This is a genomic window from Microvirga sp. M2, from assembly GCF_047497095.1.
GTDB lineage: Bacteria > Pseudomonadota > Alphaproteobacteria > Rhizobiales > Beijerinckiaceae > Microvirga.
In genome coordinates, this window is sequence record NZ_CP134063.1 from 655,971 (window position 1) to 679,755 (window position 23,785).

The window sequence follows — 23,785 nt, forward strand, 5'->3', positions numbered from 1 at the left end:
ATGAATAGCTGTTCACGAACATGAATGTAGATGGAACCAAATTGCACCCGAGGCGTTGAATAAACGATTGCGCCCGTGACCCATCTCCGGTGCGCTTCATTAAAGACATCGCATAATTCGCCCCGGACAGTGATTTTCCGTCCGATCGTGACAACACATCTGTTTCTGAGGATCGCGCCATGCATGAGCGTTTGATGACGCAGTCGCATGCCTCTCGTTCTCCCACTAAGCCCGGTTTCGAAAAGCCTCTCCTCGTCTGTTTCTCGCACCTTCGTTGGGACTTCGTCTGGCAGCGTCCGCAGCATCTGCTCAGCCGCGCCGCCAAGCATTACAATGTGCTGTTCGTCGAAGAGCCGATCTTCAAGCCGGGCATCAAGCCGCATATGGATGTGACCTCGCGTCCGCAGGGCGTTAAGGTAGCGGTGCCGATATTGCCGGAGGGCCTCTTGCCGGAGGACATCCTCGCCGAGCAGCATGACCTCGTCGAGACCCTGATCGGCCGTGAAGCCCACGGGGCGCGCGTGTTCTGGTACTACACGCCGATGGCCATGGCCTTCAGCAGCGATTTCGAGTGCGATCTGTGCGTCTACGACAATATGGACGAACTGTCGCTCTTCCGCGGGGCGTCGCAGAAGCTGCTCGACCTGGAAACCGCGCTCTTCTCCCGCTGCGACCTCGTCTTCACCGGCGGCATGAGCCTCTATGAAGCCAAGAAGAGCCGCCATCGCAGCGTTCACGGCTTCCCGTCCTCCATCGACTTCGGCCACTTCTCGCAGGCCCGCTCCATCGAAAAGGATCCGGGCGATCAGGCACATATTCCGCATCCCCGACTCGGCTTCTTCGGCGTCGTGGACGAGCGCATGGACGTGAATCTCCTGGCCGACGTCGCGGAGCTGCGCCCCGGCTGGCAGTTCGTGATGATTGGGCCCGTCGTGAAGATCGATCCGGCGACGCTGCCTCAGCGCCCCAACATTCATTGGCTCGGCGGCAAGCACTACAGCGAATTGCCGCACTATCTCTCCGGCTGGGATGTGGGATTCATGAACTTCGCCTTGAACGAGGCGACGAAGTTCATCAGCCCGACGAAGACGCCTGAGTTCCTCGCTGCCGGAGTCCCGGTCGTCTCGACGCCCATCACCGATGTGGTGAGGCCCTACGGCGAGAAAGGGCTTGTCGAGATCGCCCGCACCGCCGAGGAGGTCGTGGCAAAGGTCGAGACGATTCTGACCCGTCCGAAGGAGGCTTGGCTCGCCAAAGTCGACCGGCATCTGGCGCAGGGATCCTGGGACAAGACGTGGAGTGCAATGCACAGGCTGATGCTCGACGCGACCGGCGACACGACATCGGACCGCTCCGCCGCCTCCCTTCCCATCTACGCCACGACGCCTGCGGAGTAATATGAATGTACGACTGGCTGATTGTCGGCGCCGGCTTCGCGGGTAGCGTTCTGGCCGAACGCCTCGCAACCGAGCGCAACGAACGCGTCCTCCTCATCGATCGCCGCAACCATATCGGCGGAAACGCCTACGACCGTTACGACAATGACGGCCTGCTGATCCATCAGTACGGGCCGCACATCTTCCACACCAACTCGAAGCAGATCTTCGATTATCTTTCCCGGTTTACCGATTGGCGCTTCTACGAACATCGGGTCCTGGCGGAAGTGGACGGCATGCAGGTGCCGATTCCGATCAACCTCGATACCGTCAACAAGCTTTATGGGCTGAATCTCAGTTCGGAACAGTTGAAGGACTGGTTCGCCGAGAGGGCCGAGACGGTCGGCGAGATCAGGACGTCCGAGGACGTGGTGGTGTCGGCGGTCGGACGTGAACTCTACGAGAAGTTCTTCCGCGGCTACACCCGAAAGCAGTGGGGCCTCGATCCGTCAGAGCTCGATAAATCCGTCACCTCGCGCGTGCCAACCCGTACGAACCAGGACGACCGTTATTTCACGGACGAATTCCAGTTCATGCCCAAGCACGGTTACACCCGGATGTTCGAAAGGATGGTGAGTCATCCGAACATCCACATCATGACCCAAACGGATTATGAGGACGTCAAGCACGCCGTGCCTCATCGCCGCGTGATCTACACGGGTCCTATCGACGAGTACTTCAAGTTTCAGTTCGGAAAGCTGCCCTACCGCTCGCTTCGATTCGAGCACGTCACTCTCGACAAGCGATGGCATCAGTCGGTGGGGGTGGTGAATTATCCGCAGACGCATGATTACACGCGCGTCACGGAATACAAGCATCTCACCGGTCAGGAGCACGCGAAGACCGCTCTGACCTATGAGTATCCGTCCACCGAAGGCGATCCCTATTATCCAATTCCGAAGCCGGAAAATCAGGAGCTCTTCAAGAAGTACGAGCGTCTGGCGCTCGCGACGCCCGATGTGTGGTTCGTGGGCCGTCTGGCAACCTACCGCTACTACAACATGGACCAGATCGTCGGCCAGGCGCTCGCGACATTCCGGCGCATCAACGAGGCCCTGCCGGCCGATGCCGATACATCGAGCGTCAAGGCCATGTCGTCCCCGGCGGCCCTCGTTTCCTAGACAGGGCCCTTCATCGAACATTTCGAATGAGCGCAGTTTTGAGTGCTTGATAAAATAGCTCGGAGATGAACGATGAAGCGACCCCTGGAGCTGTGGGGCGGGATTGAATGTACCGTTGCGCGCGTCGGCGACGAATACCGCGACCAAAGCCGGGAGACCGGGTATAGCGACCGGATCGAGGATCTCGACCGCATCGCCGCGCTCGGAATCCGCACGCTGCGCCATCCCGTGCTCTGGGAGACGATTTCCCCTGAGAGCCCCGATCGCACGGACTTTTCGTGGCATGACGAGCGGGTCCGTCGAATGCGGATGCTCGGGATTCGTCCGATCGCAGGCCTGTGCCATCACGGCAGCGGCCCGCGTTACACCCATATGCTCGACCCGGCCTGGCCCGAGCTTCTCGCGCGGCACGCCGCCAATGTGGCCAGGCGCTATCCTCATATCGACCTTTACACGCCGGTCAACGAGCCGCTCACCACGGCGCGGTTCTCGGGGCTTTACGGACACTGGTATCCGCACCGCACCGATGACGGGTCCTTCCTCAGGATCCTCGTGAACGAATGCAAGGCGACGCTCCTGTCCATGCGGGCCATTCGCAAGGTTCAGCCCGACGCGAAGCTCGTCCAGACGGACGATATGGGTAAGACCTTCTCAACGCCCCTGCTCGCCTATCAGGCGGAGCACGAGAATCAGCGGCGCTTTCTCGGATTCGATCTCCTGTGCGGCATGGTGGATCGCCGGCATCCCTGGTGGCCCATCTTCATCGCGTGCGGGGTCGCGGAAAGAGATCTCGAGCTCCTCCTCGAGGGCGATGCCGCGCCGGACCTCATCGGCATCAACCATTATCTCACGAGCGAGCGCTATCTCGACGAGAGCATGAAGCGTTATCCCGAGCATCATTGGGGAGGAAACGGCCGGCATCTTTATGCGGATGTGGAAGCCGTCCGCATGCCGCTGCCGCCCGGGGATCTCGGCCCGGCCGCCCGGTTGCGGGAGGTCTGGGAGCGCTACAAGCGCCCCATCGCCGTCACCGAGGCCCATCACGGCAGCTCGCGCGACGATCAATTGCGCTGGCTCATGGAGGTCTGGAACGATGTCGGCATGCTTCGGGACGAAGGGGCCGATATCCGGGCCGTGACGGTCTGGTCGCTGTTCGGCGCCGTGGACTGGAACAGCCTGCTCACGCAGCGCAACGGCTACTACGAGCCGGGACCTTTCGATGTGCGGACCGACGAGCCTCGGCGCACGGCCCTGGCTCATGCCGCCGAGGCGCTGGCGAAGACCGGGACCTACGATCACCCGGTTCTCGACCGCGCCGGCTGGTGGAAGCGGGATATCCGCTTCTACAAGCGCCCTGCCCAGCAATCCCGGGCCTGCTGGCTCGCCGACGAGCCGCGCCGGCTTCTGATCACGGGCGCCACCGGCACGCTGGGCCGCGCTTTCTCGCGCCTCGCCGAGTTTCGGGGCCTCAACCACGTGCCGCTCTCGCGCGGCGACCTGGATATCGCCGATGCCGGGAGTGTGAAGGCCGCGCTTGCCGGTCACCGTCCCTGGGCGGTGATCAATACGGCCGGATACGGGCGCGTCCCGGAGGCGGAGAACGATGCAGCGGCCTGCTTCCGCGAGAATGCCGTCGGGGCCGAAGTGCTGGCGAAGGCCTGCGCGGATCTGGAGATCCCGCTCCTTACGTTCTCATCGGACCTCGTCTTCGACGGAACGCGCGACAGACCTTATGTGGAGAGTGACGAGGTCAATCCGACGACGGTCTACGGCGCCAGCAAGGCCGAAGCGGAGCGGCGGGTTCTGGCTGCGCACGACAGGGCGCTCGTCGTTCGGGCGAGCGCCCTCTTCGGACCATGGGACCGCAGTCATTTCATCTGGTCCGTTCTCAATGCCCTGAGCAGGGGCGCAGGAGTTCGGGCCAGCGTCGACGTCGTGTCGCCGACCTATGTGCCGGACCTCGTCAACGCCTCTCTCGACCTGCTGATCGACGGAGGCGCCGGGATCTGGCACATGGCCAATGTCGGCGAAGTCTCCTGGCGCGATTTCGCCGCGCAGGCCGCGGAGCGCGCCGGCTTCGATCCGGATCTCGTGACGGATGCGGGCGATCTGCCGGTGCTGAACACCGCTCTTGCCACCGAACGCGGCATCCTCATGCCCCGGCTGGACAGCGCCATCGACCGGTTCTTCATCGACAGCGAGGCGGACTGGTCGGAGGAGACCATGAAAGTGGCGGCCGAGTAGCGCATCGTGCGAAAAAGTGGCCCCGGTTTTTCGCACGATGCGCTCTTTCCAAGAAGGGAGCATCCCCCGCGCCGCCGGGTGTTTTCATGAAAACGGCGCGGATCTCTCCGCGCCGTTCCTTTCTTGATGATGGGGAATGGGATCAGGCGGCGGCTTCCGCCGCCCGCACCGCATCCTCGAGGCGGGCGGTTCGGGATTCGACCGCGAGCTCCACCAGGGCATCCGTCAGGATGGTGGCCGTCGGATCGGCGAGCGGCTCGTCCCGCAGCAGACGAAGAGTGGAGGCGACAAGGCGACCGCGTCCGTAGGAGCGCTCGACACCGAGCGCCACGGGCTTATGGATCCAGCCGACCACGAGGCCGGCAAAGACGCGGGCCTGGAAGTCCAGCAGGTTGCAGCCCGAGATCACATGATCCGGCAGAACCCGGTCCATGGTCTCGTCGAGGAGCGGACCCGAGGGGAAGCGGGCGAAGTGACCCGCGCGGCGCAGCCAGGCGAAGGAGGAGGCCCAATCGCCCGACCACAAGGTCCCGTGACGCGCCTGAACTCTCACCGCCTGCCAATGCGGGAAGAAGGGATAGAGACTCATGTCCTCTTCCGGCAGGAGCAGCAGCTTGGCTCCGGCGCGCACGTGATCGGCGATCGCCTTGTTGTGCGTGCGGGAGACGATCAGCGTCGATTCCTCGAAGGCCCGCGCCATGGTGTAGCCCAGGGCGCTGAAACGCTCGCGGATGTCTTCGTCAGGAGACCACACCAGCTCCCGGACATGCACCGGGCGGGTGCGGACGGGATGGATGGCGATGTCGTGATGATTCTGAGCCACGAGGTCTCCGTCGGACGAACGCAGGGTGAAGCTGATGCGTCGCAGCGACGGCTCGTTCATCTCCGGCACCCGGACCTCGATACGCCCGACATCGAACACGGACGGAGCCTCGATGCGGGGCAGGTCGATCGTCTGCGTCTCGTTGCAGACGCTGATCTCGAGCTTGCAATCCTCCAGGGCCGGTCCTGCACCCTGGGCGACGGCGAGTTCCAGGGCCACCGTCTCGCCCGACCAGTAGGAGGCGCGCTCCCATTTCGGCACGATGACGGTATCGGAGTTGAAGATGTGGAACAGCTCGTGGAACACGCGCGTGTTGCGGCGCATGTCGAGAAGGCCGTTCGACTCCCAGTGGCAGTCGTGCAGTTCGGTGATCACATAGCCGGCCAGGTTCGGCTTCCTGCGCATGGCCTCGATCTCGTACTTGAAGGCACGGAACTGCTGCCATTGCGCCGCGATCACGAAGCGGCGGAGATCGCCGAAGACCCGATCCATGCTCCAGTCGGAGAAGCGGTTCTCGACGCCATGGGCGTACATCACGCCCTCGCCCCAGTCGTGACCGGTCTCGAACCACCAGGGCTCCTCGCCCTTAGCGTCGCGCAGGTCCTTCGGATAGGGCAGGCCCCAGTTGCCGAACTCGGAGCACATGAGAGGCTCCCGGCCCGTGATCACCGCATCGCCGTGGGGCGAATAGAGCCAGGAAGCCCGGTTCGAGAGCTCGTCCACGAATTGATCCCACTGCGCCCGGTGGTCGGGGTAGGCGGCGTAGAAGTGATAATCCGCGATGTCCGATTCCACGTGGAAGCTCGGAGCGAGGGGCGAGTTGTCGACGACGAGGCGCGTCGGATCGTAGGCCTTCAGCCACGCGAAGGTGCGCTTGAGCCAATCGCGATGGTCCGCGTCGTTGACGAGGTCGACGCCCCAGTTCTCGTTGATGATCGTCCAGATGATGATGGACGGGTGATTGCCGTCGCGGTCGACGATGCCCTTCAGGAGCTTTTCCTTGCGCCCGCGCGAGCGGTCGGTGGCCATGCCGCCGTTGGGCAGTTCCGTCCAGATCAGCATGCCCATGCGGTCGGCGGTCTCGTAATAGCGCGGATCCGCCGCCTTGATGTGGCAACGCAGGCAGTTGAGGCCGAGCTCCTTGGCCTTTCTGAACTGATCCTCCAGGAACTCCACCGAGGGCACGGTGCAGATCGTGTCCGGATAGTAGTCCTGGTCGAGCGCCGCGCGCAGGTAGAACGGCTCGCCGTTGAGGTAGAAATGGCCGTTGCGCGCTTCGATGGTGCGGAATCCGAAATGATCGACGATCTCGTCCTTCACGTCGCCGCCGCGCATGAGCTGCAGGCGGATGCGATACAGGTTCGGGTGATCGGGCGACCAGGGCTGCACGTCGGGCACCGTCAGCTCGAAGGGCATGCTGGTCACGCCTACTTGCGTCTCGTGCATCTCGTCGACGACGCTCGTGCCGGACGGATCGGTGACCTCGATGTGAATCTGCGTGGCATCCGAGAGCGGACGCGCGAAGAACACGCCCGACGTCACCCGGCCCGTGGCCAGTTGCGGGACGAGGCGGACCCGGCTCATGTGGTCGGGAATGCGGCGCTCCAGATAGACCGATTGCCAGATGCCGGAGAGCGGGCCGTACCAGCTCTGCTTGCCGAAGGGGATTTCGGCGAGCGGCGAATCCGGAAACTCGGCCGGATTGTCGGTGGGCGAATCCACGCGCACCTTGATCTCGTTGGGGCCGGGCCTGAGATAGGGCGTCACATCGAACGAGAAGGGCAGGAACCCACCCTCGTTATGACCTACGGCTTCGCCGTTGACGAAGACCTTCGTGTTGTGGAAGACGGCGCCGAACCGGATCCAGATGCTGTCGTGCAGCCACGCTTCGTCGATCTCGACCGTCTTGCGATAGATGCCGATCCCCGCCCGCATGCGCAGATCCGAGAACTGGGCCTGCCAGGGACTTGGCACAACAATCTGGCGAACCTCCGCCGGGCCCGACAAACGGTCGTCGGCCACGTGCAGAAATTCCCAAGTCCCATCCAGACTGATGCGATTGTCCTGCATGATTTCTCCTTGAATCCGAGATTACCCAAGGGTCTCCAAGACGGCGAAAAAAAGGCTGCGGACCGGAAGATGAAAGCCTTGCCGGCAGGTGCGACAATCGATGCCCTTAAATTGCGTCGGAACCATCGGCCCTCCTCCCGGCCCCCGGTGGGTGGCCCGTCTCGAACAACGGCGGAGTCCGGCATTGGATCCAGGAGCGCATCGGCATGGAAGGTCATGCCGCCCGCCCGGCTTGGCAGGAGCCGCCTCCAGGAACCGCCCTTTGGATCCGGCGTTGCCCCGATAACGCCGAGCCTTGCCGCTCGCCCGACAATCCCCGCTTTTCGAAGAGGCTTCAGATGGCTCAACAAGTTCCAGACGATCGCGCCCGCCAGGGTACTCCCGGACGCCCGGTTCTGGGCGTCCTGCTCGGCGCGCTGCTTCTCGTCGCGATCGCCGGCACCGGCTACATGATCTGGGCCGGGTCGCAATCGCCGGACGATCCCGGCACGGACGCCGCCCGCGCGGCCACGACCGGCTCGACGACCGGCTCCTCGAACGCAAATCCGACGAACCGGATCACGCCTGCCAACCCGGCCTATCCCGCCCCGGACGCTCAACCCTCCGCAAACGAGCCGGCGCAGCGTTAGGAAGCCGCCTTCCCGTCAAAGGCCTGGAGGGGCCCTCCCATCCAGGCTTTTTTGTTGCACTTCGTTCACCCGGCGGCGAGTTTTTGCCTTATTGATTCGCAATGAACCGGCCCGCAAGGGAATGTGATAAGGCGGACTGCATGACCGGGATTGGACTGAAGCGGCTGTTTGCGGCCGCAATCGTTGCGTGCGGCCTCGCCTCGGGCGGCTTTGCCTTTGCCCAGCAGGCGCCGGTGCCGGCCCAGCAACAGGCTCCTGCTTCCCAGGCTCCTGCTTCCCAGGCTCCTGCTTCCCAGGCGCCGGCCAAACCGGCCGCACCGCCCGATGGTCCGGCCGTCAACGTGTCGACCGAAACGAAGGCGGCCCGCGCCAAGCTCGATGGCTTCAAGGCCGATCTCGACCAGAAGGAAATGGCGCTCCAGGGCCGCGTCCTGTCCGATCCGGAACTGCAGAACCTGCGCCAGCAGATCGAGCCGATCATCGCCGACATCCGCGCCGTCATCGAGGAGCAGGCTCCTCGGCTGGAGGCGAGCCGCCAGCGCCTCTCGCAGCTTGGGCCGAAGCCCGCCAGCGGCCAGCCCGAAGAAAGCGCCGACGTGGCCCGCGATCGGGCGGACCGTGAGGCTGCCGTTGCGGAACTCGACGAAACGCAGCGTCTCGGACGCGCGCTTCTGGTCCAGGCCGAACAGCTGAGCGCTCAAATCGGCGACCTGCGCCGGGCCGGATTCACGCGCGCGCTGTTCGAGCAGGGCGACGGGCTCCTCAGCCCCAATCTCTGGATGAGCGTCATCCATGCGATCCCGCGGGAGTTGCGGGCTCAACGGATCGTGCTGTCGGACAATTTCGAGCAGATGCAGCGTGCCACGACCCTCGGCGTGCTGCTGCTTCTGGGCCTCGCCGTCGGCGTTGCCGTGGCGCTTTATGCCGGCCGCCGCTCCATCGCGCCCCGCCTCGTCCGGCGCGACCCGGCAATCACGGACCCGTCGCGCCGCAGCCGCCTGATGGCCGCAGTCGCCGTCCTTGTCCTCGGCGCCGGCCCCGCCATCGCAGGAAGCTGGCTCGTCTGGATCGCCTTCGACTCGGTGGACATCGTCACCCCCCGTCTGGAGGCGGTGGCGCGATCGATGCTCGGCGGCCTGGCATTCATCGCCTGCGTGCGTGCCCTCATCGACGCCGTTCTCGCGCCGGACCATCCGTCCTGGCGCCTGATCCCCCTGCGGGACGCATCCGCCACGCGCATCATGAAATTCTCGGTGGCCCTCGCAACCGTCCTGATCATCGGAAAGGTCATCGAATCGTTCAACAAGGCCATCGCGGCGGCCCTGCCGATCACGGTCATCACCCGGGCTGTTTTCGCCGTGGCCATAGCGCTCATCTTCGCCGACCTGCTGCGCCGCTTCGCAGCGCGGGAGAACGAGGAGAACTGCCTCGGTCCCTACGTGGCGCAGGACGTCGATATCGGCGGCCCGGTGCGGGGGTTGGGATGGTTCGTGGTGGCCGTCGTGATCTGCGGCGTGCTCGGCGGCTACACGGCGCTCGCCTCGTTCGTGATCGACCAGGCGGTCTCGATCTCTCTCATCATTGCGATGCTCATTCTCTGTATCACCCTCGCGGACGAGTTCATTGCGGGCTCCCTGCGCGCCCAGAGCAGGCTCGCCACGACGCTGCAGGCCAATACGGGCATCCGCCGGCGTTCGCTGGAGCAGATCGGCGTGCTGGCGAGCGGCGTCGCGCGCCTGGCGCTGATCGTCATCGCGATCCTGCTGATCCTGCTGCCCTGGGGCATCGAATCGACCGATGTGGCGAGCTCCCTGCGGGCGCTGTTCTTCGGCTTCAGTGTCGGCGACGTGACGATCTCCCTTTCGTCGGTCCTGATCGCGGCGCTGCTCTTTGCGGCGGGCTTCACGGTCACGCGCATCATCCAGCGCTGGCTCGACAACACCTTTCTGCCGGCGACGGACCTCGATGCGGGCCTGCGCAACTCGATCCGCACGGCGGCGGGCTATGTGGGCATCATCACGGCGGGCGTCATCGCCTTCACCTATCTCGGCCTGAGCCTGGAGCGGCTGACCATCGTGGCCGGCGCCCTGTCGGTGGGTATCGGTTTCGGCCTCCAGTCCATCGTCAACAACTTCATCTCGGGCCTGATCCTGCTGTGGGAGCGCCCGATCCGCGTGGGCGATCTCGTGGTCGTCGGCGACGGCGAGGGCTATGTTCGCCGGATCAACGTTCGCTCCACCGAGATCCAGACCTTCGACCGCTCGACGCTGATCGTGCCGAACTCGAACCTGATCTCGGGGATCGTCCGCAATCGCGTGCGCAACGATCGCGTCGGACGCGTCATCGTGTCGGTCCCCGTGCCGCGCGCGACCGATCCCGATCTGATGGCGGATATCATGCGCAGCGCCGCGCTGGCGCATCGCGAGGTCATGAGCGAGCCCAATCCGCGCGTCCTCTTCAAGAAGGTGACGGAGAACACCATCGATTTCGATCTCGTCTGCTTCGTGGACGACATCGACGCCGCGGGCCGGGTTTCGAGCGATCTCTATTTCGAGGTCTTCCGGGGCCTGCGGAAGGCAGGGATCGGCGTGCCCGTGCCGGCCGCTCCGGAGCCCGAGGGCGAGCCGGACGCCGATCCATCCAAGAAGGAGGGGGATGAGGATGAAACCTTAACCCTTCTCAAGGATAAGTCGCCGGCATGAAGAGCCTCCTTTGCCTCAGCCTTTCCGCGCTTGCCCTTGCGGGCTGCCAGTCCGAGCAGCGCCATGCCCGTTCGCAGACGCCGAGCTTCTATGCCTCCATGGCCGATGCCGGAGCCGTGGTCGACGCGGCCATGGCGCGGGACATGATCGGCGCCTATCGCCGCAACAACGGCTTAGGGCTGCTCACGCTCGATCCCGCATTGCAGGCGGCGGCGCAGGCCGAGGCGGACGCCATGGCAAGGGCGGACAAGCCCAGCTCGGCCGAGACGTTCAAGCGCCGGCTGGCCTCAGGGGGCTTCGCCGCACCGGCCGCCAACCTTTCCGCCGGCTACCGCACCCTCGCCGAAGCCTTCTCCGGCTGGCGCGAGAGCCCGCAGCACAACAGGGTGCTGCTCGACCCCAAGGCGGCGCGGATCGGCATCGCCACGGCCTATGCGCCCGGTTCCAAGTACAAGGTCTATTGGGTTCTGGCCGTCGCGGCGGATCGAAGCTGAGCCGGAGCAAGGCATTTCCGGGGCAGCCTGGAACCGAACCCGAAGCGTAGCTCTTTAGCATGGGCGCCAGAGTCGGCGGTGTAAGAGCGTGCCTCGATTCCAATGCCTGATTTCGATCCCAAGTTGGGCAAACAGATGCCCCCGCCCCCTGCCACCGGAAGCGACCAGGAGGTCGGGCCGGGGCAGGATAAGACGCTCGCGAAGGAAGCGGATCACGTCGCCGCTCACCAGCTCGAGCCCCAAGATCCGCTCGAGCCCCAAGATCCGCTCGAGCCCCAAGATCCGCTCGAGCCCCAAGATCCGCTCGAGCCCCAAAATCCGGAGGCGTCCCGCGAGTTAGGGCCCAGCATCGGGCGGGAGCTGGTCCTGCTGTTCCGGGACATGGTCCGGAACCGGAAGGGCTGGCCGATGATCCGGCTGGCCATCGCGATCGTGGTCGTTCTCATCTGCAACATGGTGGGGCAGGTCCGGCTGAACCAGTGGAACGGCGCATTCTTCGACGCGGTGGAGAAGCGCAATACGGCGGCCTTCTTCGACCAGCTTCTCGTCTTTGCGGCCATCGTTGCCGTGCTGCTGGTCCTCGTCGTGGGTCAGACCTGGCTGCAGGAACGGCTGAAAATCCGCCTGAGGCAGAGATTGACGCAGGTTCTGCTCAATCTCTGGCTGAAGCCGAACCATGCCTACCAGCTCGGTTTCATGGGAGAGGCAGGCCATCAGCCCGATCAGCGCCTGCAGGAGGATTGCCGTCTCTTTTCCGAGCTCTCGACGGAGCTGGGCGTCGGCATGCTGCAGGCATTCCTCCTGCTGGTCAGCTTCATCGGGGTCCTGTGGACGCTCTCGGGCGCGACGACCTTCGTGATCCATGGGGACGAGATCACGATTCCCGGCTACATGGTGTGGGTCGCCATCGGCTATGCGGGCATCGGCTCCGGCCTGACCTGGCTGGTCGGGCGGCCGCTGATCCGGCTCAACACGCTCCGCTACGCCCGCGAGGCCGATCTGCGCTTCGCTCTCGTGCGCGTCAACGAAAGTGCCGAGAGCGTCTCCCTGTACAACGGCGAGGACGACGAGCGGCGCAATCTCGACGAGTTCGTGGAGGCGGTTCTCAAGGCGACGCGCCGGCTGTCCGGCGCGCTTGCGCGCCTGACCTGGATCACGTCGGGCTATGGCTGGCTCGCGATCGTCGTGCCGATCCTGGCCGCGGCGCCGGGTTATTTCAGCGGAAAGCTCTCCTTCGGCGGCATGATGATGGTGGTCGGCGCGTTCAATCAGGTGCAGGCGGCCTTGCGCTACTTCGTCGACAACTTCCCGAAGATCGCCGATTGGCGCTCGGCGGTGCTGCGCGTCGCTACCTTCCGGCAGGCGGTCATGGATCTGGAGGAGGTGACGGCCGAGAACGGCAAGATCGACATTCAGCCTCATCCCAAGGGTTGGCTCAGTTTCGAAGGGCTTTCCATCGCCTTGAACGACGGCAGCATCCTCATCGAGGATGCGACGGCGGAGATCCGGCCCGGCGAGCGGGTGCTGATCATGGGCGAATCCGGAGCCGGCAAGAGCACGTTGTTCAGGGCCATCGCGGAACTCTGGCCCTGGGGGTCCGGCACGATCCGGATGCCGCCGGGAAACGAGATGATGTTCCTGCCGCAGCGCCCGTATCTCCCGCTTGGAACGCTCAGAGCCGCGCTCAGCTATCCGGCTTCGCCCGACACCTTCGACGACGCGGATATTCGCGCCGCCCTGGAGCGCTGCGGGCTGGGCGAGTTCGTGGACATGCTCGACAAGAACGAGCGCTGGGACAGGACGATGTCGCTCGGTCAGCAGCAGCGCGTCGCCTTCGCCCGCGTCCTGCTGCACCGGCCCCGATGGGTCTTCATGGACGAGGCGACCTCGGCTCTCGACGAGGAAAACCAGGCCTCCATGCTGTCCCTGTTCGAGAACGAGCTGAATGGCGCAACCGTGATGTCCATCGGACATCGGCCGGGGCTCGAAGCGTTCCACACGCGCACGCTTCACATCCGCAAGACCGAGGAGGGGGCCATCCTGCTCGCGAAGCCCCGCCCTCGGCGGACCGCGTCGTCGCGGCGGAGATGGATCGGAAGTCTTCGCAAACGGTTCAGGAGAGCCGGTCATGGTCACGAGCCCGGAAAGGCGTGAGGCACCGATGCGGTCCGGCCTTGGCATCCCAGGCGAACAGGATTACGAAACTCCCTGCGGCGGCGGGAGTTCTCCCTTTGAGTTTCGTCGTGCTGGCAGGTTGATCCCATGCGGCTGATCAGGCTTTACGTGCGCGTTCTGGGCCAGCTCGGGTCGGACCTGAGGATCGGCGCAGTGCTCGCCATGGCGAATGTCGCCCTCGCCATTTCGGCCTTTGCCGAGCCGATCCTCTTCGGCCGCATCATCGACGTTCTGACCCGTGCGCAGATCCCGGGTTCGACTCCGGTCACCTTCCCGGTGCTGATGCCCTTGATCCTGGCATGGGTGGCCTTCGGCCTCTTCTCCATCGGGGCGGGCGCACTCGTGGCGCTCCACGCGGACCGGCTGGCCCATCGCCGCCGGCTGGCGGTGGTGGCCAATTATTTCGAGCACGTTCTCGAACTCCCGCTCGCTTTTCACACCACAACCCATTCGGGCCGCGTTCTGAAGGTGATGCTGGAAGGTTCGGGCGGCATGTCCTGGCTCTGGCTCGGCTTCTTCCGCGAGCATCTCGCGGCCCTCATCGCGCTCGTGGTGCTTCTTCCGCTCACCGTCTTCCTGAACTGGCGGCTGGGACTTCTCCTCGTGGTGCTCGTCGGCATCTTCACGGTGCTCACCGCCATCGTGCTGCGCAAGACCGAGACCCTGCAGGGATCCGTCGAGCGCTATCACTCGACTCTCGCCGAACACGCATCCGACGCCCTGGGCAACGTGCCGGTCATTCAGTCCTTCACGCGCATCGAAGCCGAGAGCCGCTCGCTGCGTGTGATCATCCAGCAATTGCTGCAGGCGCAGAATCCCGTTCTGTCCTGGTGGGCGCTCGCCTCCGTGGCCTCCCGGGCATCGGCCACGATCACGGTCACGGCCATCTTCCTGCTCGGCACCTGGCTGCATCTGAACGGTCTGGCGACCATCGGCGAGGTCGTCATGTTCATGAGCATGGCCACGATGCTGATCGGGCGGCTGGAGCAGGCGGTGAGCTTCATCAACCAGCTCTTCATGCAGGCGCCGAAGCTGCAGGAGTTCTTCGAGATTCTCGATACGACGCCCGCCGTTCACGATCGGCCGAACGCCAAGGCGGTCGACCGCTTCCGCGGCGAGGTCGTGTTCGACGATGTGAGTTTCTCCTATGACGGAAAGCGTTCCGCCGTCCAGGATGTGTCCTTCGCGATCCGGCCCGGGGAGAATGTGGCGCTCGTCGGCGCGACCGGCTCGGGCAAGTCGACGACGCTCGGCCTGCTGCACCGGGCCTTCGACCCGCAATCGGGCTGCATCCGCATCGACGGCGACGACATTCGCGACTTGAGCCTCGCGTCCCTGCGCCGCAATATCGGCGTCGTGTTCCAGGAGCCGATGCTCTTTGCCCGAACGATCCGCGAGAACCTCCAGGTCGGGCGTCCCGACGCCACGGATGCCGAGATGATCGAGGCCCTGCAGCGCGCGCAGGCGATCGAATTCATCTCCCGCCAGGCGGAAGGGCTCGATACCGTCGTGGGCGAGCGCGGCCGCTCCCTGTCGGGCGGCGAGCGCCAGCGTCTCTCCATCGCTCGCGCTCTGCTGAAGAACCCCCCGATCCTGATCCTCGACGAGGCGACGAGCGCCCTCGACGCGGCGACCGAACAGAAGCTGCAGCGTGCGCTCGACGAGGTGATGAAAGGGCGCACGACCTTCGTGATCGCCCATCGCCTCGCCACGATCCGCAACGCCGACCGCATCCTCGTCTTCGAACAGGGACGCGTCATCGAGACCGGGACCTTCGACGAGCTCGTGGCCCGGGGCGGGCGCTTTGCGGAACTGGCCCGCGCGCAGTTCATGGCCGCGGAGGAACCGGCCAAGCCGATGGTGCGGGACGCCGTCGCCGCGCCCGTATGAGTACGGTCACAACCTCCCGGATAAGGCATCGTGCACGCGGTCGATCCCCACACGCCCGGCATTCGTTTCGAGGTCAACGGCATCACGCTCCATGGCATCGAGGCCGGGCCGAAGGACGGTCCCCTCGTCATCCTGCTGCATGGTTTCCCCGAATTCTGGTGGGCCTGGCGCTATCAGATCGAGCCGCTGGCGAAGGCGGGCTTTCGCGTCCTCGCGCCGGACCAGCGCGGCTACAATCTCAGCGACAAGCCCGAGGGCCGAAGGGCCTACGATCTCGATACCCTCGCCCAGGACGTCATCGGCCTCGGCGAGGCGCTGGGATACGGCACCTGCTCGCTCGTGGGCCACGACTGGGGCGGCCTCGCCGCCTGGTGGACGGCCTCGCGCCATCCGGACAGGATCGAACGGCTCGTGGCGATCAACGCGCCGCATCCGGCCATCGCGGGCGACTACATGCGCCGTCATCCGAGCCAGATGCTGAGGAGTTCGTATATCGGGTTCTTCCAGCTGCCCTATCTGCCCGAGATCCTGCTTTCGGCGGGAGGCTACAGGCGCCTCAAGCGAGCGCTGCGGCGCTCGAGCGGTTCCGGCACGTTCCCGGAGGCGGATCTGGCCGAATACGAAAAAGCCTGGAGCCGTCCCGGCGCGCTCACGGGCATGCTCAACTGGTATCGGGCGCTGCCTTTCAGGCCGCCTCAGCCCTCACTCGGGCACCTTGCGATGCCGGTGCTGGCGATCTGGGGCATGCAGGACCGGTTCCTGGAATTCGGCCTCTGCGAGCGGAGCCTGGCGCTCTGCCATCGCGGCAGGGCATTGCCCGTTTCACAAGCGAGCCATTGGGTTCACCTCGAGGAGGCCGAGACGGTCAACGGCGCGCTGCTCGACTTCCTCTCGACTTCCTAAAGTCCCGACTCAGGTCTCCCTCGCGCGCACCAGCGAGAGCGGTGTGATCCTGAGCGCCGTGATGCGGTTGCGCGATTTGCGCAGGACCTGGAAGCGGAAGCCGTGGAAGGTGAAGATCTGCCCGGTATCCGGGATCGTCTGCGCCTCGTGGATCACGAGCCCGGCGATGGTGGTGGCCTCTTCGTCCGGCAGATTCCAATCCATGGCGCGGTTGAGATCGCGGATCGGCACCGAACCGTCCACGTTCACCGAGCCGTTCGGCTGGGGGCGCACGCCCTGCACCGAGAGATCGTGCTCGTCCTTGATGTCGCCGACGATCTCTTCGAGGATGTCCTCCAGGGTCACGAGGCCCATCACCTCGCCGTATTCGTCCACGACCAGGGCGAAGTGGGTCTTCTTGGCCAGAAAGGCCTTGAGCTGATCGCGCAGCGAGGTCGTGTCCGGCACGAACCAGCTCTCCAGCGCGATCGCCTCCACTTTCAGCCTGCTCGCGTCGCCGCCGACCGCATCGAGCGCGCGCAGCAGGTCCTTGGCATGGAGGACGCCGACGATGTTCTCCTGGCTGCCGCGCCAGAGCGGCATGCGCGTATAGGGCGAGGAGAGCACCTCGCGCACGATTTCCTCCGAGGAGAGATCGGCGTTGATGGTGCGCATCTTCGTGCGGTGAACCATGACCTCCGAGACGGTGAGGTCCTCGAGATCGAGCAGGCCGCCCAGCATGTCGCGCTGCACCTTCGCGACGCCGCCTTCCTTGTGCAGCAGATCGACCTGGCCGCGGATTTCCTCCGACGCGGACAGGATCAGCGTATTCTCCCCGATCCGGATGCCGAAGGGACGCAGCATGAGGCGTACCAGTCGCTCGATGGCGATCGCGATCGGGCCGAGAAACGCGACGACCCAGGACATGGGACGCGAGAGAAAGAGCGAGACGCTGTCGGGGGATGAAATGGCGACGGTCTTCGGCAGAACCTCCGCGAACACGATCACCAGCGCCGACATGATCGCTGTCGCATAGAGCGCGCCGCCGTCGCCGAAGATCGCCACCAGCACGCTGGTGGCGAAGGCCGACACGCCGATATTGACGATGTTGTTGCCGATCAGGACCGTGCCGATGAAGCGCTCCCGTATTTCGAGGAGACGGTTCACCATGCGGGCGCGCTTGTCGCCGCTCTTTTCCAGCATGAGCATGCGGGAGCGGGATGCGCCGGTGAACGCCGTCTCGCCCGCCGAGAAAAAGCCTGAGAGCAGAAGGCAGAAGATGACGACAAGGGCGGCGAACCAGAGGTCGGTGGAGGAGGATGCCTCGGTCATGGCTACGATGCGTCGATTTCACTCGTCAGGAAGGAGCGGACCTTCTCGGCTTCGACGCCCGGGGCGATGAAGCTCCGTCCGATTCCCCTCGCGAGAATGAACGTGAGCGAACCGCCCTTTACTTTCTTGTCCTGTGCCATGGCGTCCAGAAGCTCGTCGACCGTGCCGCATCCGCCCGGTACATGGGACAGCCGCGTGGGAAGTCCAACGCTCTTCAGATGCGCTTCGACGCGCTCTGCCTCCGACACGGGGCAGAGCCCGAGCGCGGCGGAGAAGCGGAAGGCGAGATTGAGGCCGATGGCGACGCCTTCCCCATGAACGAGACGGGCGGAATCGTACCGCGTGATCCGCTCCAGGGCATGGCCGAAGGTATGACCGAGATTGAGCAGCGCGCGGTCGCCGGTCTCATGCTCGTCGCGCACCACGACGGCGGCCTTGGCGCGGCAGCTCTGCGCGACGGCCTCGTCGCGCTCCGGGCCGCCGTCGAAGATGCCCTCCCAATGGGCTTCGCACCAGGCGAAGAAGCGCGCCTCGTCGATGAGGCCGTATTTCACGACCTCCGCGTAGCCCGCGCGCATCTCGCGAACGGGCAGCGTGTCGAGAAGGGCCGTGTCGGCCAGAACGAGGCTCGGCTGGTGGAACGAGCCGACGAGGTTCTTGCCGTGGCGCGAATTGATGCCGGTTTTGCCGCCGACCGATGAATCGACCTGCGAGAGCAGGGTGGTGGGCACCTGGACGAAGCGCACGCCGCGACGCACCACGGCGGCGGCGAAGCCTGCGAGATCCCCGATCACGCCGCCGCCCAGCGCGACCACGAGATCGCCGCGCTCGATCCTGGCTTCGAGCACGGCGTCGCAGACCCGTTCCAGATTGGCATAGGACTTCGTGGCTTCTCCCGGCGGAAGGGTGAGCACGGAGCTGCGCAGGCCGTTGGCCGTCAGCGATTGGCCGAGGGCCTGCGCGTAGAGCGGGCCCACATGCTCGTCGGTCACGATGGCGACGGCGCGGGCGCCGAGGGCCGCGATGCGCGGGCCCGCGCTCTCGATCAGGCCGCGCCCGACCAGGATGTCATAGGCCCTTTCGCCGAGCGGAACCGGGACCGTGATGGTGGATGCGCTGCTGGCGTGAGCCGGTACGCTGCTCATTCGGCATTCCCCTGATTTTCCCTGTCGAACCAGCCGCCCAGGGCCTTGATGATGTCGGCCACCACACGATCGTGCGGCGCCTCGTGCGAGTCGATGGTGAGATCGGCCAGGGCATAGACCGGATGGCGGAGCTCCATGAGCCTGCGCATGGTGCCTTCCGGGTCGGGATTGCGCAGGAGGGGCCGGGTGTCGCGCTTGCGCACGCGCCGCATGAGGATGTCGAGATCGGCTTTCAGCCACACGGAAATGCCGTGCTCGGCGACGTTCCGGCGGGTTTCCTCGTTCATGAAGGCGCCGCCGCCGGTCGCCAGCACCATGGGGCCTTCCTGGAGCAGGCGTGCGATGACCCGGCGCTCACCGTCACGGAAATGCTCTTCCCCGTGAATGGCGAAAATGTCAGGAATCGTCATGCCGGCCGCCGCCTCGATCTCGTGATCGGCATCACGGAAGGGAAGCTTAAGCATCTGGGCCAGTCTGCGGCCCACCGTGCTTTTTCCGGCGCCCATGAGCCCGACGAGCACGATCGACCGCGCGCCGAGCTGGCGGCCGATGGGATGGCCGCGTCGGCGAGTGTCCGTCTGCCCGCCAGCTTCATCGAGCGGATTGAAGCGGCTGATTTCGTTCATGGCCCTGTCCTAGCACGGGTCCCGGCTCTGTCACAGGGGCTTGTCGGGTCTCCGGCCAAGGCCAAACTCAAGGTTAGGTCTTGCCTTTGCGGTCCATGCATGGTTCTACCGAGGTAACGCTCAAAGAGGATCCCTTGCCCACGCTCTTCCGGTTTCTTCTCGTCGTCGCCATTCTCGCGGGCCTCGGGTTCGCGGCGATGTACGCGTTGGCGACCCTCGTGCATCCGGATCCCCGTGAGATCACGGTGCCGGTCCCGACCCCGCGTCCGCCCTCGTCCTCATGAACGGGGCGCGCCAGGCCAGCCTTTTCCTGGACATGCTCGCCGCCGAGCGCGGCGCTTCCAAGAATACCCTCGATGCCTACCGGCGCGATCTCGATGATTATCTGGCCTATCTCCGTGAGGGAGGCGCTCAGCCCGACACGGCATCGGCCGCCACCATCCGCGGCTTCGTGGCGGGCCTCGAGGAGCGGGGCCTGAAAGCCTCGTCTGCCGCCCGGAGACTCTCCGCCGTTCGACAGTTCCACAAGTTTTTATATGTGGAGGGGCATGCCCCGGCCGATCCGACGGCGGCCGTTTCGGCCCCCAAGCGGGGCCGGGCCCTGCCCAAGGTCCTGTCGGTCGATCAGGTCGATCGCCTGCTGCAGGCGGCCCACGAGGGTGCGTCCCGACCGGAAGCCTCGCCCGCCGAGCGGCTGCGGGCGGCCCGCATGGCCTGCCTGCTCGAACTCCTCTATGCCACGGGACTGCGCGTCTCGGAGCTCGTGTCGCTGCCCCGCAGCGCGGCCAAGACCCGCGACCGCTTCCTGGTGGTGCGCGGCAAGGGCGCCAAGGAGCGTCTCGTGCCGCTCACGGACGTGGCCCGCGATGCCGCGCGCGCCTATCTCGCGCTGCTGGAGGCGCAGGGAAAGACCGCGGGTTCCTGGCTGTTCCCCGCGGACAGCGAAACCGGCCATCTGACCCGGCAGGCCTTCGCACGGGATCTGAAGGTCGTGGCGTCCGGCGCGGGACTGCGCGCCGATACGATCAGCCCCCACGTGCTGCGCCATGCCTTCGCGAGCCATCTGCTCCAGAACGGCGCGGATCTGCGCATCGTACAGGAGCTTTTGGGCCATTCCGACATCTCGACCACGCAGATCTACACCCATGTGCTCGACGAGCGCCTGAAGAGCATGGTCCGCGACCTGCACCCCTTGTCGTCCGGGGAGGGATAACGCCCCCGGTCGTTCCGGGGCGAGCGAAGCCTGTGCTTTTCCTTCAGACGTCGCCGTCACGGATGTCCGCCTGCGCTTAAGGTATCTGCGCCTGGGATAACGGCGGAGACGCGGGAATGGGCCGGGGTGACCCCAGGGCGCGCCTATCGCCGCTTCAGCAGGAACACGCCCTGGTCGCCGAGCAGGTTCCACACCCACCAGGGCAGGCTCACCTGCATGGGCCGGCCGCCGGCGTTCAGCGCCACGGCCTTTTCCATCTGCGCGCCGACCTCGCGGCACAGTTCCACGAAGTCGCGGATGGTGCAGAAATGGATGTTGGGCGTGTCGTACCAGGAATAGGGCAGGTTCTCCGTCACGGGCATCCGGCCGCGGAGGGCCAGTTCCACGCGCACGCGCCAATGGCCGAAATTCGGGAACGACACGATGGCGCGGCGGCCGATGCGCAGAAGGTGTTCGAGCACCACGCGCGGCTGGCGCGTCGCCTGGATCGTCTGCGAGAGGATCACGTAGTCGAAGGCGTCGTCCGGGTAGTCGGCGAGATCCGTATCCGCGTCGCCCTGGATCACGGGCAGGCCCTTGGCGAGGCAGGCGTTCACCCCTTCGCGGGACAGCTCGATGCCGCGTCCGTCCACGTTCTTGCGTTCCCTCAGGAGCGAGAGCAGCGCACCGTCGCCGCAGCCCACGTCGAGCACGCGGGAGCCCGGCTCCACCATCTCGGTGACGAGCATGAAGTCGAGGCGATGGCCCGTGACGCTGTCGGTCGCGGGCACGGCGAGGCTCGACGCCATCACGCAATCCCCCGCACCCGGGCCGCGGCGTCGATGAAGCCCCGCGCCGCCGCGAACATCTCGGGCTCGTCGAGCAGGAAGGCGTCGTGGCCCTTGTCGCTTTCCACCTCCACGAAGGCCACCGATGCGGCCGCCGCGTTGAGCGCATGGACGATGGCGCGGGAGTCCGAGGTCGGGAACAGCCAGTCGGACGTGAAGGAGATCACGCAGAAGCGCGTGGCCGTGCCCTTGAAGGCCCTGGCGAGCGAGCCGCCCTGCTCGGCGGCGAGGTCGAAGTAATCCATCGCGCGCGTCATGTAGAGATAGGAATTGGCGTCGAACCGCTCGACGAAGGAGATCCCCTGATAGCGCAGGTAGCTCTCGATCTGGAAGTCCGCGTCGAACGAGAAGGTCGGCGCGCTGCGGTCCTGGAAATTGCGGCCGAATTTCCGGTGCAGGGCCATTTCGGACAGATAGGTGATATGCGCGCCCATGCGGGCCACCGCGAGGCCCTTGGAGGGGCGCGTGCCTTCGAGCAGGTAGCGGCCGCCGCGCCAGTCGGGGTCGGCCATCACGGCCTGGCGCCCGACCTCGTGGAAGGCGATGTTCTGCGCGGAGTGGCGCGCGGCGGTGGCGATGGGCAGGGCCGAGAAGACCCTGGCCGGATAGCTCGCCGCCCATTGCAGCACCTGCATGCCGCCCATGGACCCGCCGATGACGCAGAACAGGGTCTCGATCCCGAGCTTGTCGACCAAAGCCGCCTGCGCCCGCACCATGTCCCGGATGGTGACCACCGGAAAGTCCAGGGCGTAGGGCTGGCCCGAGGCGGGATCGATGGAGGCCGGGCCCGTGGAGCCCATGCAGCCGCCGATCACGTTGGCGCAGATCACGAAGAACCGGTTCGTGTCCACCGGCAGGCCCGGACCCACCATGGTCCGCCACCAGCCGGGCTTGCCGGTCACCGGATTGTCGTTCGCGGCATGCTGGTCGCCGGTGAGCGCATGGCAGATCAGGACCGCGTTCGACTTCTCGGCATTGAGCGTGCCGTAGGTCTGGTATGCAATCTGCCAGGGGGCGAGCGCGATGCCTGCATCCATCATCAAAGGCTCGTCCGCGCCAAAGCGCATCACGAGGCTCGACGGATCGTCGACCTGGCTTCGCGCTTCCTGGGAGAGGGGGGACAATGTCATGGATCGGGCAGCAGCTGCGTTCGGTTTGCCGAACAAGCCGTAATTCGAACAGGTCCGATCGTCAACGAACATGACGCCCGGTGCGGCGCATTCGCCTCGGCCGGGATGACGCGGTGGTGGGGCTGACGCGAGAGGCGAGGGATGACAAAGGGCGTTAAAATGTTCAAAGAAGAGCCATTGTCTGAAAGATCGAAGCCATGACCAGCGAGAAGTCCGTTCCGTCCCTTGCCGAGCTGCGCCAGGAGATCGACCGTATCGACGAGGCGATGCACAGGCTGCTCATGGAGCGCGGCACGATCATCGACCGTCTGATCGAGTCCAAAAAGGCCTCCGAGACGGGCCTGAGCTCCGCCTTCCGGCCTGGCCGCGAGGCCTCGATGATGAGGGCGCTGGCCGAGCGCCACAAGGGCCTGCTGCCGCTCGACACGGTGGAGAGCATCTGGCGGGTGATCATCGGCACCTTCACCTATGTGCAGTCCAACTACGCGGTCCATGCCGACGTCTCGGGCGGCGACGCGCCCATGCGCGACTCGGCCCGGTTCCATTTCGGCTTCACGGTGCCCTACATCACCCATCCGAGCGCCGCGGCCGTCATCGAGGCCGTCGCGGGCTCGAAGGGCGACCTCGGAATCTTCCGCCTCGACCAGGGGGCGACCAGCGGCGCCTGGTGGCGGACGCTCGCCGAAAAGGAGCGCCCGAAGATCATTGCGCGCCTGCCCTTCATCGAGCGCCCGGATCATCCGGCGGGCACCCCGGTCTTCGTGATCTCCAAGCCCCTCACGGACGCGTCCGTGCGGGACGTGGTGCTCTATGCGGCCCAGTTCGAACGCTGGCACAAGGGGGCGAGCGAGGCGCTGACGCGGCTCGGCGGCGAGGTGGTGGCGAGCGCGGCCGATGCCAGCGGCCTGTCCGAGCTGATCGCCGTCCCCGGGAGCGTGGAAGCCTCCCGCCTCCAGCAGGAGCTGACCGAAGCCGGGGCGAGCCTCGCCCAGCTCGCGGAAGTCGGCAGCCATGCCGAACGTTTCCGCGTGAAATGATCGCGAAGC

General features: G+C 65.5%; 18 protein-coding genes. 12 read left to right on the forward strand and 6 right to left on the reverse strand.

Annotated elements, in window-relative coordinates:
* The first annotated feature begins 179 nt into the window (after window positions 1-179).
* From RE429_RS03145 to RE429_RS03155, 3 genes are all read left to right on the forward strand, one after another.
* A complete protein-coding gene (locus RE429_RS03145; RefSeq protein WP_414472929.1) occupies window positions 180-1,397 on the forward strand; it encodes a glycosyltransferase family 1 protein in 1,218 nt (405 codons plus the stop codon).
* Between the two features lie 5 nt (window positions 1,398-1,402).
* Window positions 1,403-2,557 (forward strand): UDP-galactopyranose mutase, encoded by a 1,155-nt coding sequence (gene glf / locus RE429_RS03150; protein WP_414472930.1) that lies wholly within the window; start codon window positions 1,403-1,405, stop codon window positions 2,555-2,557.
* Window positions 2,558-2,629: 72 nt separating this feature from the next.
* Window positions 2,630-4,801, forward strand: coding sequence for a family 1 glycosylhydrolase (locus RE429_RS03155; RefSeq protein WP_414472931.1), 2,172 nt, complete (start codon window positions 2,630-2,632; stop codon window positions 4,799-4,801).
* Between the two features lie 142 nt (window positions 4,802-4,943).
* On the opposite strand, the gene RE429_RS03160 is transcribed toward RE429_RS03155, so the two are convergent.
* Complete coding sequence (locus RE429_RS03160; RefSeq protein WP_414472932.1) at window positions 4,944-7,694, reverse strand: glycoside hydrolase family 2 protein; 2,751 nt, start codon at window positions 7,692-7,694, stop codon at window positions 4,944-4,946.
* 338 nt (window positions 7,695-8,032) lie between these two features.
* On the opposite strand from RE429_RS03160, the gene RE429_RS03165 reads away from it, so the two are divergent.
* From RE429_RS03165 to RE429_RS03190, 6 genes are all read left to right on the forward strand, one after another.
* A complete protein-coding gene (locus tag RE429_RS03165; RefSeq protein ID WP_414472933.1) occupies window positions 8,033-8,323 on the forward strand; it encodes a hypothetical protein in 291 nt (96 codons plus the stop codon).
* Between the two features lie 140 nt (window positions 8,324-8,463).
* Window positions 8,464-11,025 carry a DUF3772 domain-containing protein gene (locus tag RE429_RS03170; protein ID WP_414472934.1) on the forward strand — a complete coding sequence of 854 codons (2,562 nt, stop codon included), beginning with the start codon at window positions 8,464-8,466 and terminating at the stop codon, window positions 11,023-11,025.
* Window positions 11,022-11,519, forward strand: a complete 498-nt coding sequence (locus tag RE429_RS03175) for a CAP domain-containing protein (RefSeq protein ID WP_414472935.1) — start codon at window positions 11,022-11,024, stop codon at window positions 11,517-11,519. Before RE429_RS03170 ends, RE429_RS03175 begins: the two co-directional genes overlap by 4 nt.
* A gap of 135 nt (window positions 11,520-11,654) precedes the next feature.
* Window positions 11,655-13,673 (forward strand): SbmA/BacA-like family transporter, encoded by a 2,019-nt coding sequence (locus RE429_RS03180; protein WP_414472936.1) that lies wholly within the window; start codon window positions 11,655-11,657, stop codon window positions 13,671-13,673.
* A 108-nt stretch (window positions 13,674-13,781) separates the two neighbouring features.
* On the forward strand, window positions 13,782-15,584 hold the full coding sequence (locus RE429_RS03185; RefSeq protein WP_414472937.1) for a glucan ABC transporter ATP-binding protein/ permease: 1,803 nt from the start codon (window positions 13,782-13,784) through the stop codon (window positions 15,582-15,584).
* Window positions 15,585-15,611: 27 nt separating this feature from the next.
* Window positions 15,612-16,487, forward strand: coding sequence for an alpha/beta fold hydrolase (locus RE429_RS03190; RefSeq protein ID WP_414474288.1), 876 nt, complete (start codon window positions 15,612-15,614; stop codon window positions 16,485-16,487).
* A 9-nt stretch (window positions 16,488-16,496) separates the two neighbouring features.
* On the opposite strand, the gene RE429_RS03195 is transcribed toward RE429_RS03190, so the two are convergent.
* Genes RE429_RS03195 through RE429_RS03205 form a run of 3 tightly spaced genes read right to left on the reverse strand, consistent with a single transcriptional unit; the run spans window position 16,497 to window position 19,569 of the window.
* Entirely contained in the window at window positions 16,497-17,798 is a 1,302-nt protein-coding gene (locus tag RE429_RS03195) for an HlyC/CorC family transporter (protein WP_414472938.1), read from the reverse strand.
* 2 nt (window positions 17,799-17,800) lie between these two features.
* The gene (gene aroB, locus RE429_RS03200) at window positions 17,801-18,943 is read right to left on the reverse strand and encodes a 3-dehydroquinate synthase (RefSeq protein WP_414472939.1); all 1,143 of its coding nucleotides are present in this window, start codon (window positions 18,941-18,943) and stop codon (window positions 17,801-17,803) included.
* Complete coding sequence (locus RE429_RS03205; protein ID WP_414472940.1) at window positions 18,940-19,569, reverse strand: shikimate kinase; 630 nt, start codon at window positions 19,567-19,569, stop codon at window positions 18,940-18,942. The genes aroB and RE429_RS03205 overlap by 4 nt, the downstream gene beginning before the upstream one ends.
* Window positions 19,570-19,703: 134 nt before the next feature.
* On the opposite strand from RE429_RS03205, the gene RE429_RS03210 reads away from it, so the two are divergent.
* A complete protein-coding gene (locus RE429_RS03210; protein ID WP_370435939.1) occupies window positions 19,704-19,853 on the forward strand; it encodes a histidine kinase in 150 nt (49 codons plus the stop codon).
* Window positions 19,850-20,782 (forward strand): site-specific tyrosine recombinase XerD, encoded by a 933-nt coding sequence (xerD, locus tag RE429_RS03215; protein WP_414472941.1) that lies wholly within the window; start codon window positions 19,850-19,852, stop codon window positions 20,780-20,782. The genes RE429_RS03210 and xerD overlap by 4 nt, the downstream gene beginning before the upstream one ends.
* A 143-nt stretch (window positions 20,783-20,925) precedes the next feature.
* Here xerD and metW read toward each other — a convergent pair whose 3' ends face one another.
* Window positions 20,926-21,510: a methionine biosynthesis protein MetW gene (metW, locus tag RE429_RS03220; protein ID WP_414474289.1), complete on the reverse strand. Its 585-nt coding sequence runs from the start codon at window positions 21,508-21,510 to the stop codon at window positions 20,926-20,928.
* 59 nt (window positions 21,511-21,569) lie between these two features.
* Window positions 21,570-22,739 carry a homoserine O-acetyltransferase MetX gene (gene metX / locus RE429_RS03225; protein WP_414472942.1) on the reverse strand — a complete coding sequence of 390 codons (1,170 nt, stop codon included), beginning with the start codon at window positions 22,737-22,739 and terminating at the stop codon, window positions 21,570-21,572.
* 197 nt (window positions 22,740-22,936) lie between these two features.
* Between metX and RE429_RS03230 the strand changes: the two genes are divergently transcribed.
* Complete coding sequence (locus tag RE429_RS03230; RefSeq protein ID WP_414472943.1) at window positions 22,937-23,776, forward strand: chorismate mutase; 840 nt, start codon at window positions 22,937-22,939, stop codon at window positions 23,774-23,776.
* The last annotated feature ends 9 nt before the right edge of the window (window positions 23,777-23,785 follow it).

Bases quoted from the DNA above. Each gene is read 5' to 3' on its own strand.
- xerD (WP_414472941.1), top strand. From the start codon at position 19,850: ATGAACGGGGCGCGCCAGGCCAGCCTTTTCCTGGACATGCTCGCCGCC.
- RE429_RS03155 (WP_414472931.1), top strand. From the start codon at position 2,630: ATGAAGCGACCCCTGGAGCTGTGGGGCGGGATTGAATGTACCGTTGCG.
- RE429_RS03175 (WP_414472935.1), top strand. From the start codon at position 11,022: ATGAAGAGCCTCCTTTGCCTCAGCCTTTCCGCGCTTGCCCTTGCGGGC.
- RE429_RS03165 (WP_414472933.1), top strand. From the start codon at position 8,033: ATGGCTCAACAAGTTCCAGACGATCGCGCCCGCCAGGGTACTCCCGGA.
- glf (WP_414472930.1), top strand. From the start codon at position 1,403: ATGTACGACTGGCTGATTGTCGGCGCCGGCTTCGCGGGTAGCGTTCTG.
- metW (WP_414474289.1), bottom strand. From the start codon at position 21,510: ATGCTCGTCACCGAGATGGTGGAGCCGGGCTCCCGCGTGCTCGACGTG.
- RE429_RS03170 (WP_414472934.1), top strand. From the start codon at position 8,464: ATGACCGGGATTGGACTGAAGCGGCTGTTTGCGGCCGCAATCGTTGCG.
- RE429_RS03160 (WP_414472932.1), bottom strand. From the start codon at position 7,694: ATGCAGGACAATCGCATCAGTCTGGATGGGACTTGGGAATTTCTGCAC.
- RE429_RS03180 (WP_414472936.1), top strand. From the start codon at position 11,655: ATGCCCCCGCCCCCTGCCACCGGAAGCGACCAGGAGGTCGGGCCGGGG.
- RE429_RS03205 (WP_414472940.1), bottom strand. From the start codon at position 19,569: ATGAACGAAATCAGCCGCTTCAATCCGCTCGATGAAGCTGGCGGGCAG.
- RE429_RS03185 (WP_414472937.1), top strand. From the start codon at position 13,782: ATGCGGCTGATCAGGCTTTACGTGCGCGTTCTGGGCCAGCTCGGGTCG.
- RE429_RS03145 (WP_414472929.1), top strand. From the start codon at position 180: ATGCATGAGCGTTTGATGACGCAGTCGCATGCCTCTCGTTCTCCCACT.
- RE429_RS03230 (WP_414472943.1), top strand. From the start codon at position 22,937: ATGACCAGCGAGAAGTCCGTTCCGTCCCTTGCCGAGCTGCGCCAGGAG.
- metX (WP_414472942.1), bottom strand. From the start codon at position 22,739: ATGACATTGTCCCCCCTCTCCCAGGAAGCGCGAAGCCAGGTCGACGAT.
- RE429_RS03195 (WP_414472938.1), bottom strand. From the start codon at position 17,798: ATGACCGAGGCATCCTCCTCCACCGACCTCTGGTTCGCCGCCCTTGTC.
- aroB (WP_414472939.1), bottom strand. From the start codon at position 18,943: ATGAGCAGCGTACCGGCTCACGCCAGCAGCGCATCCACCATCACGGTC.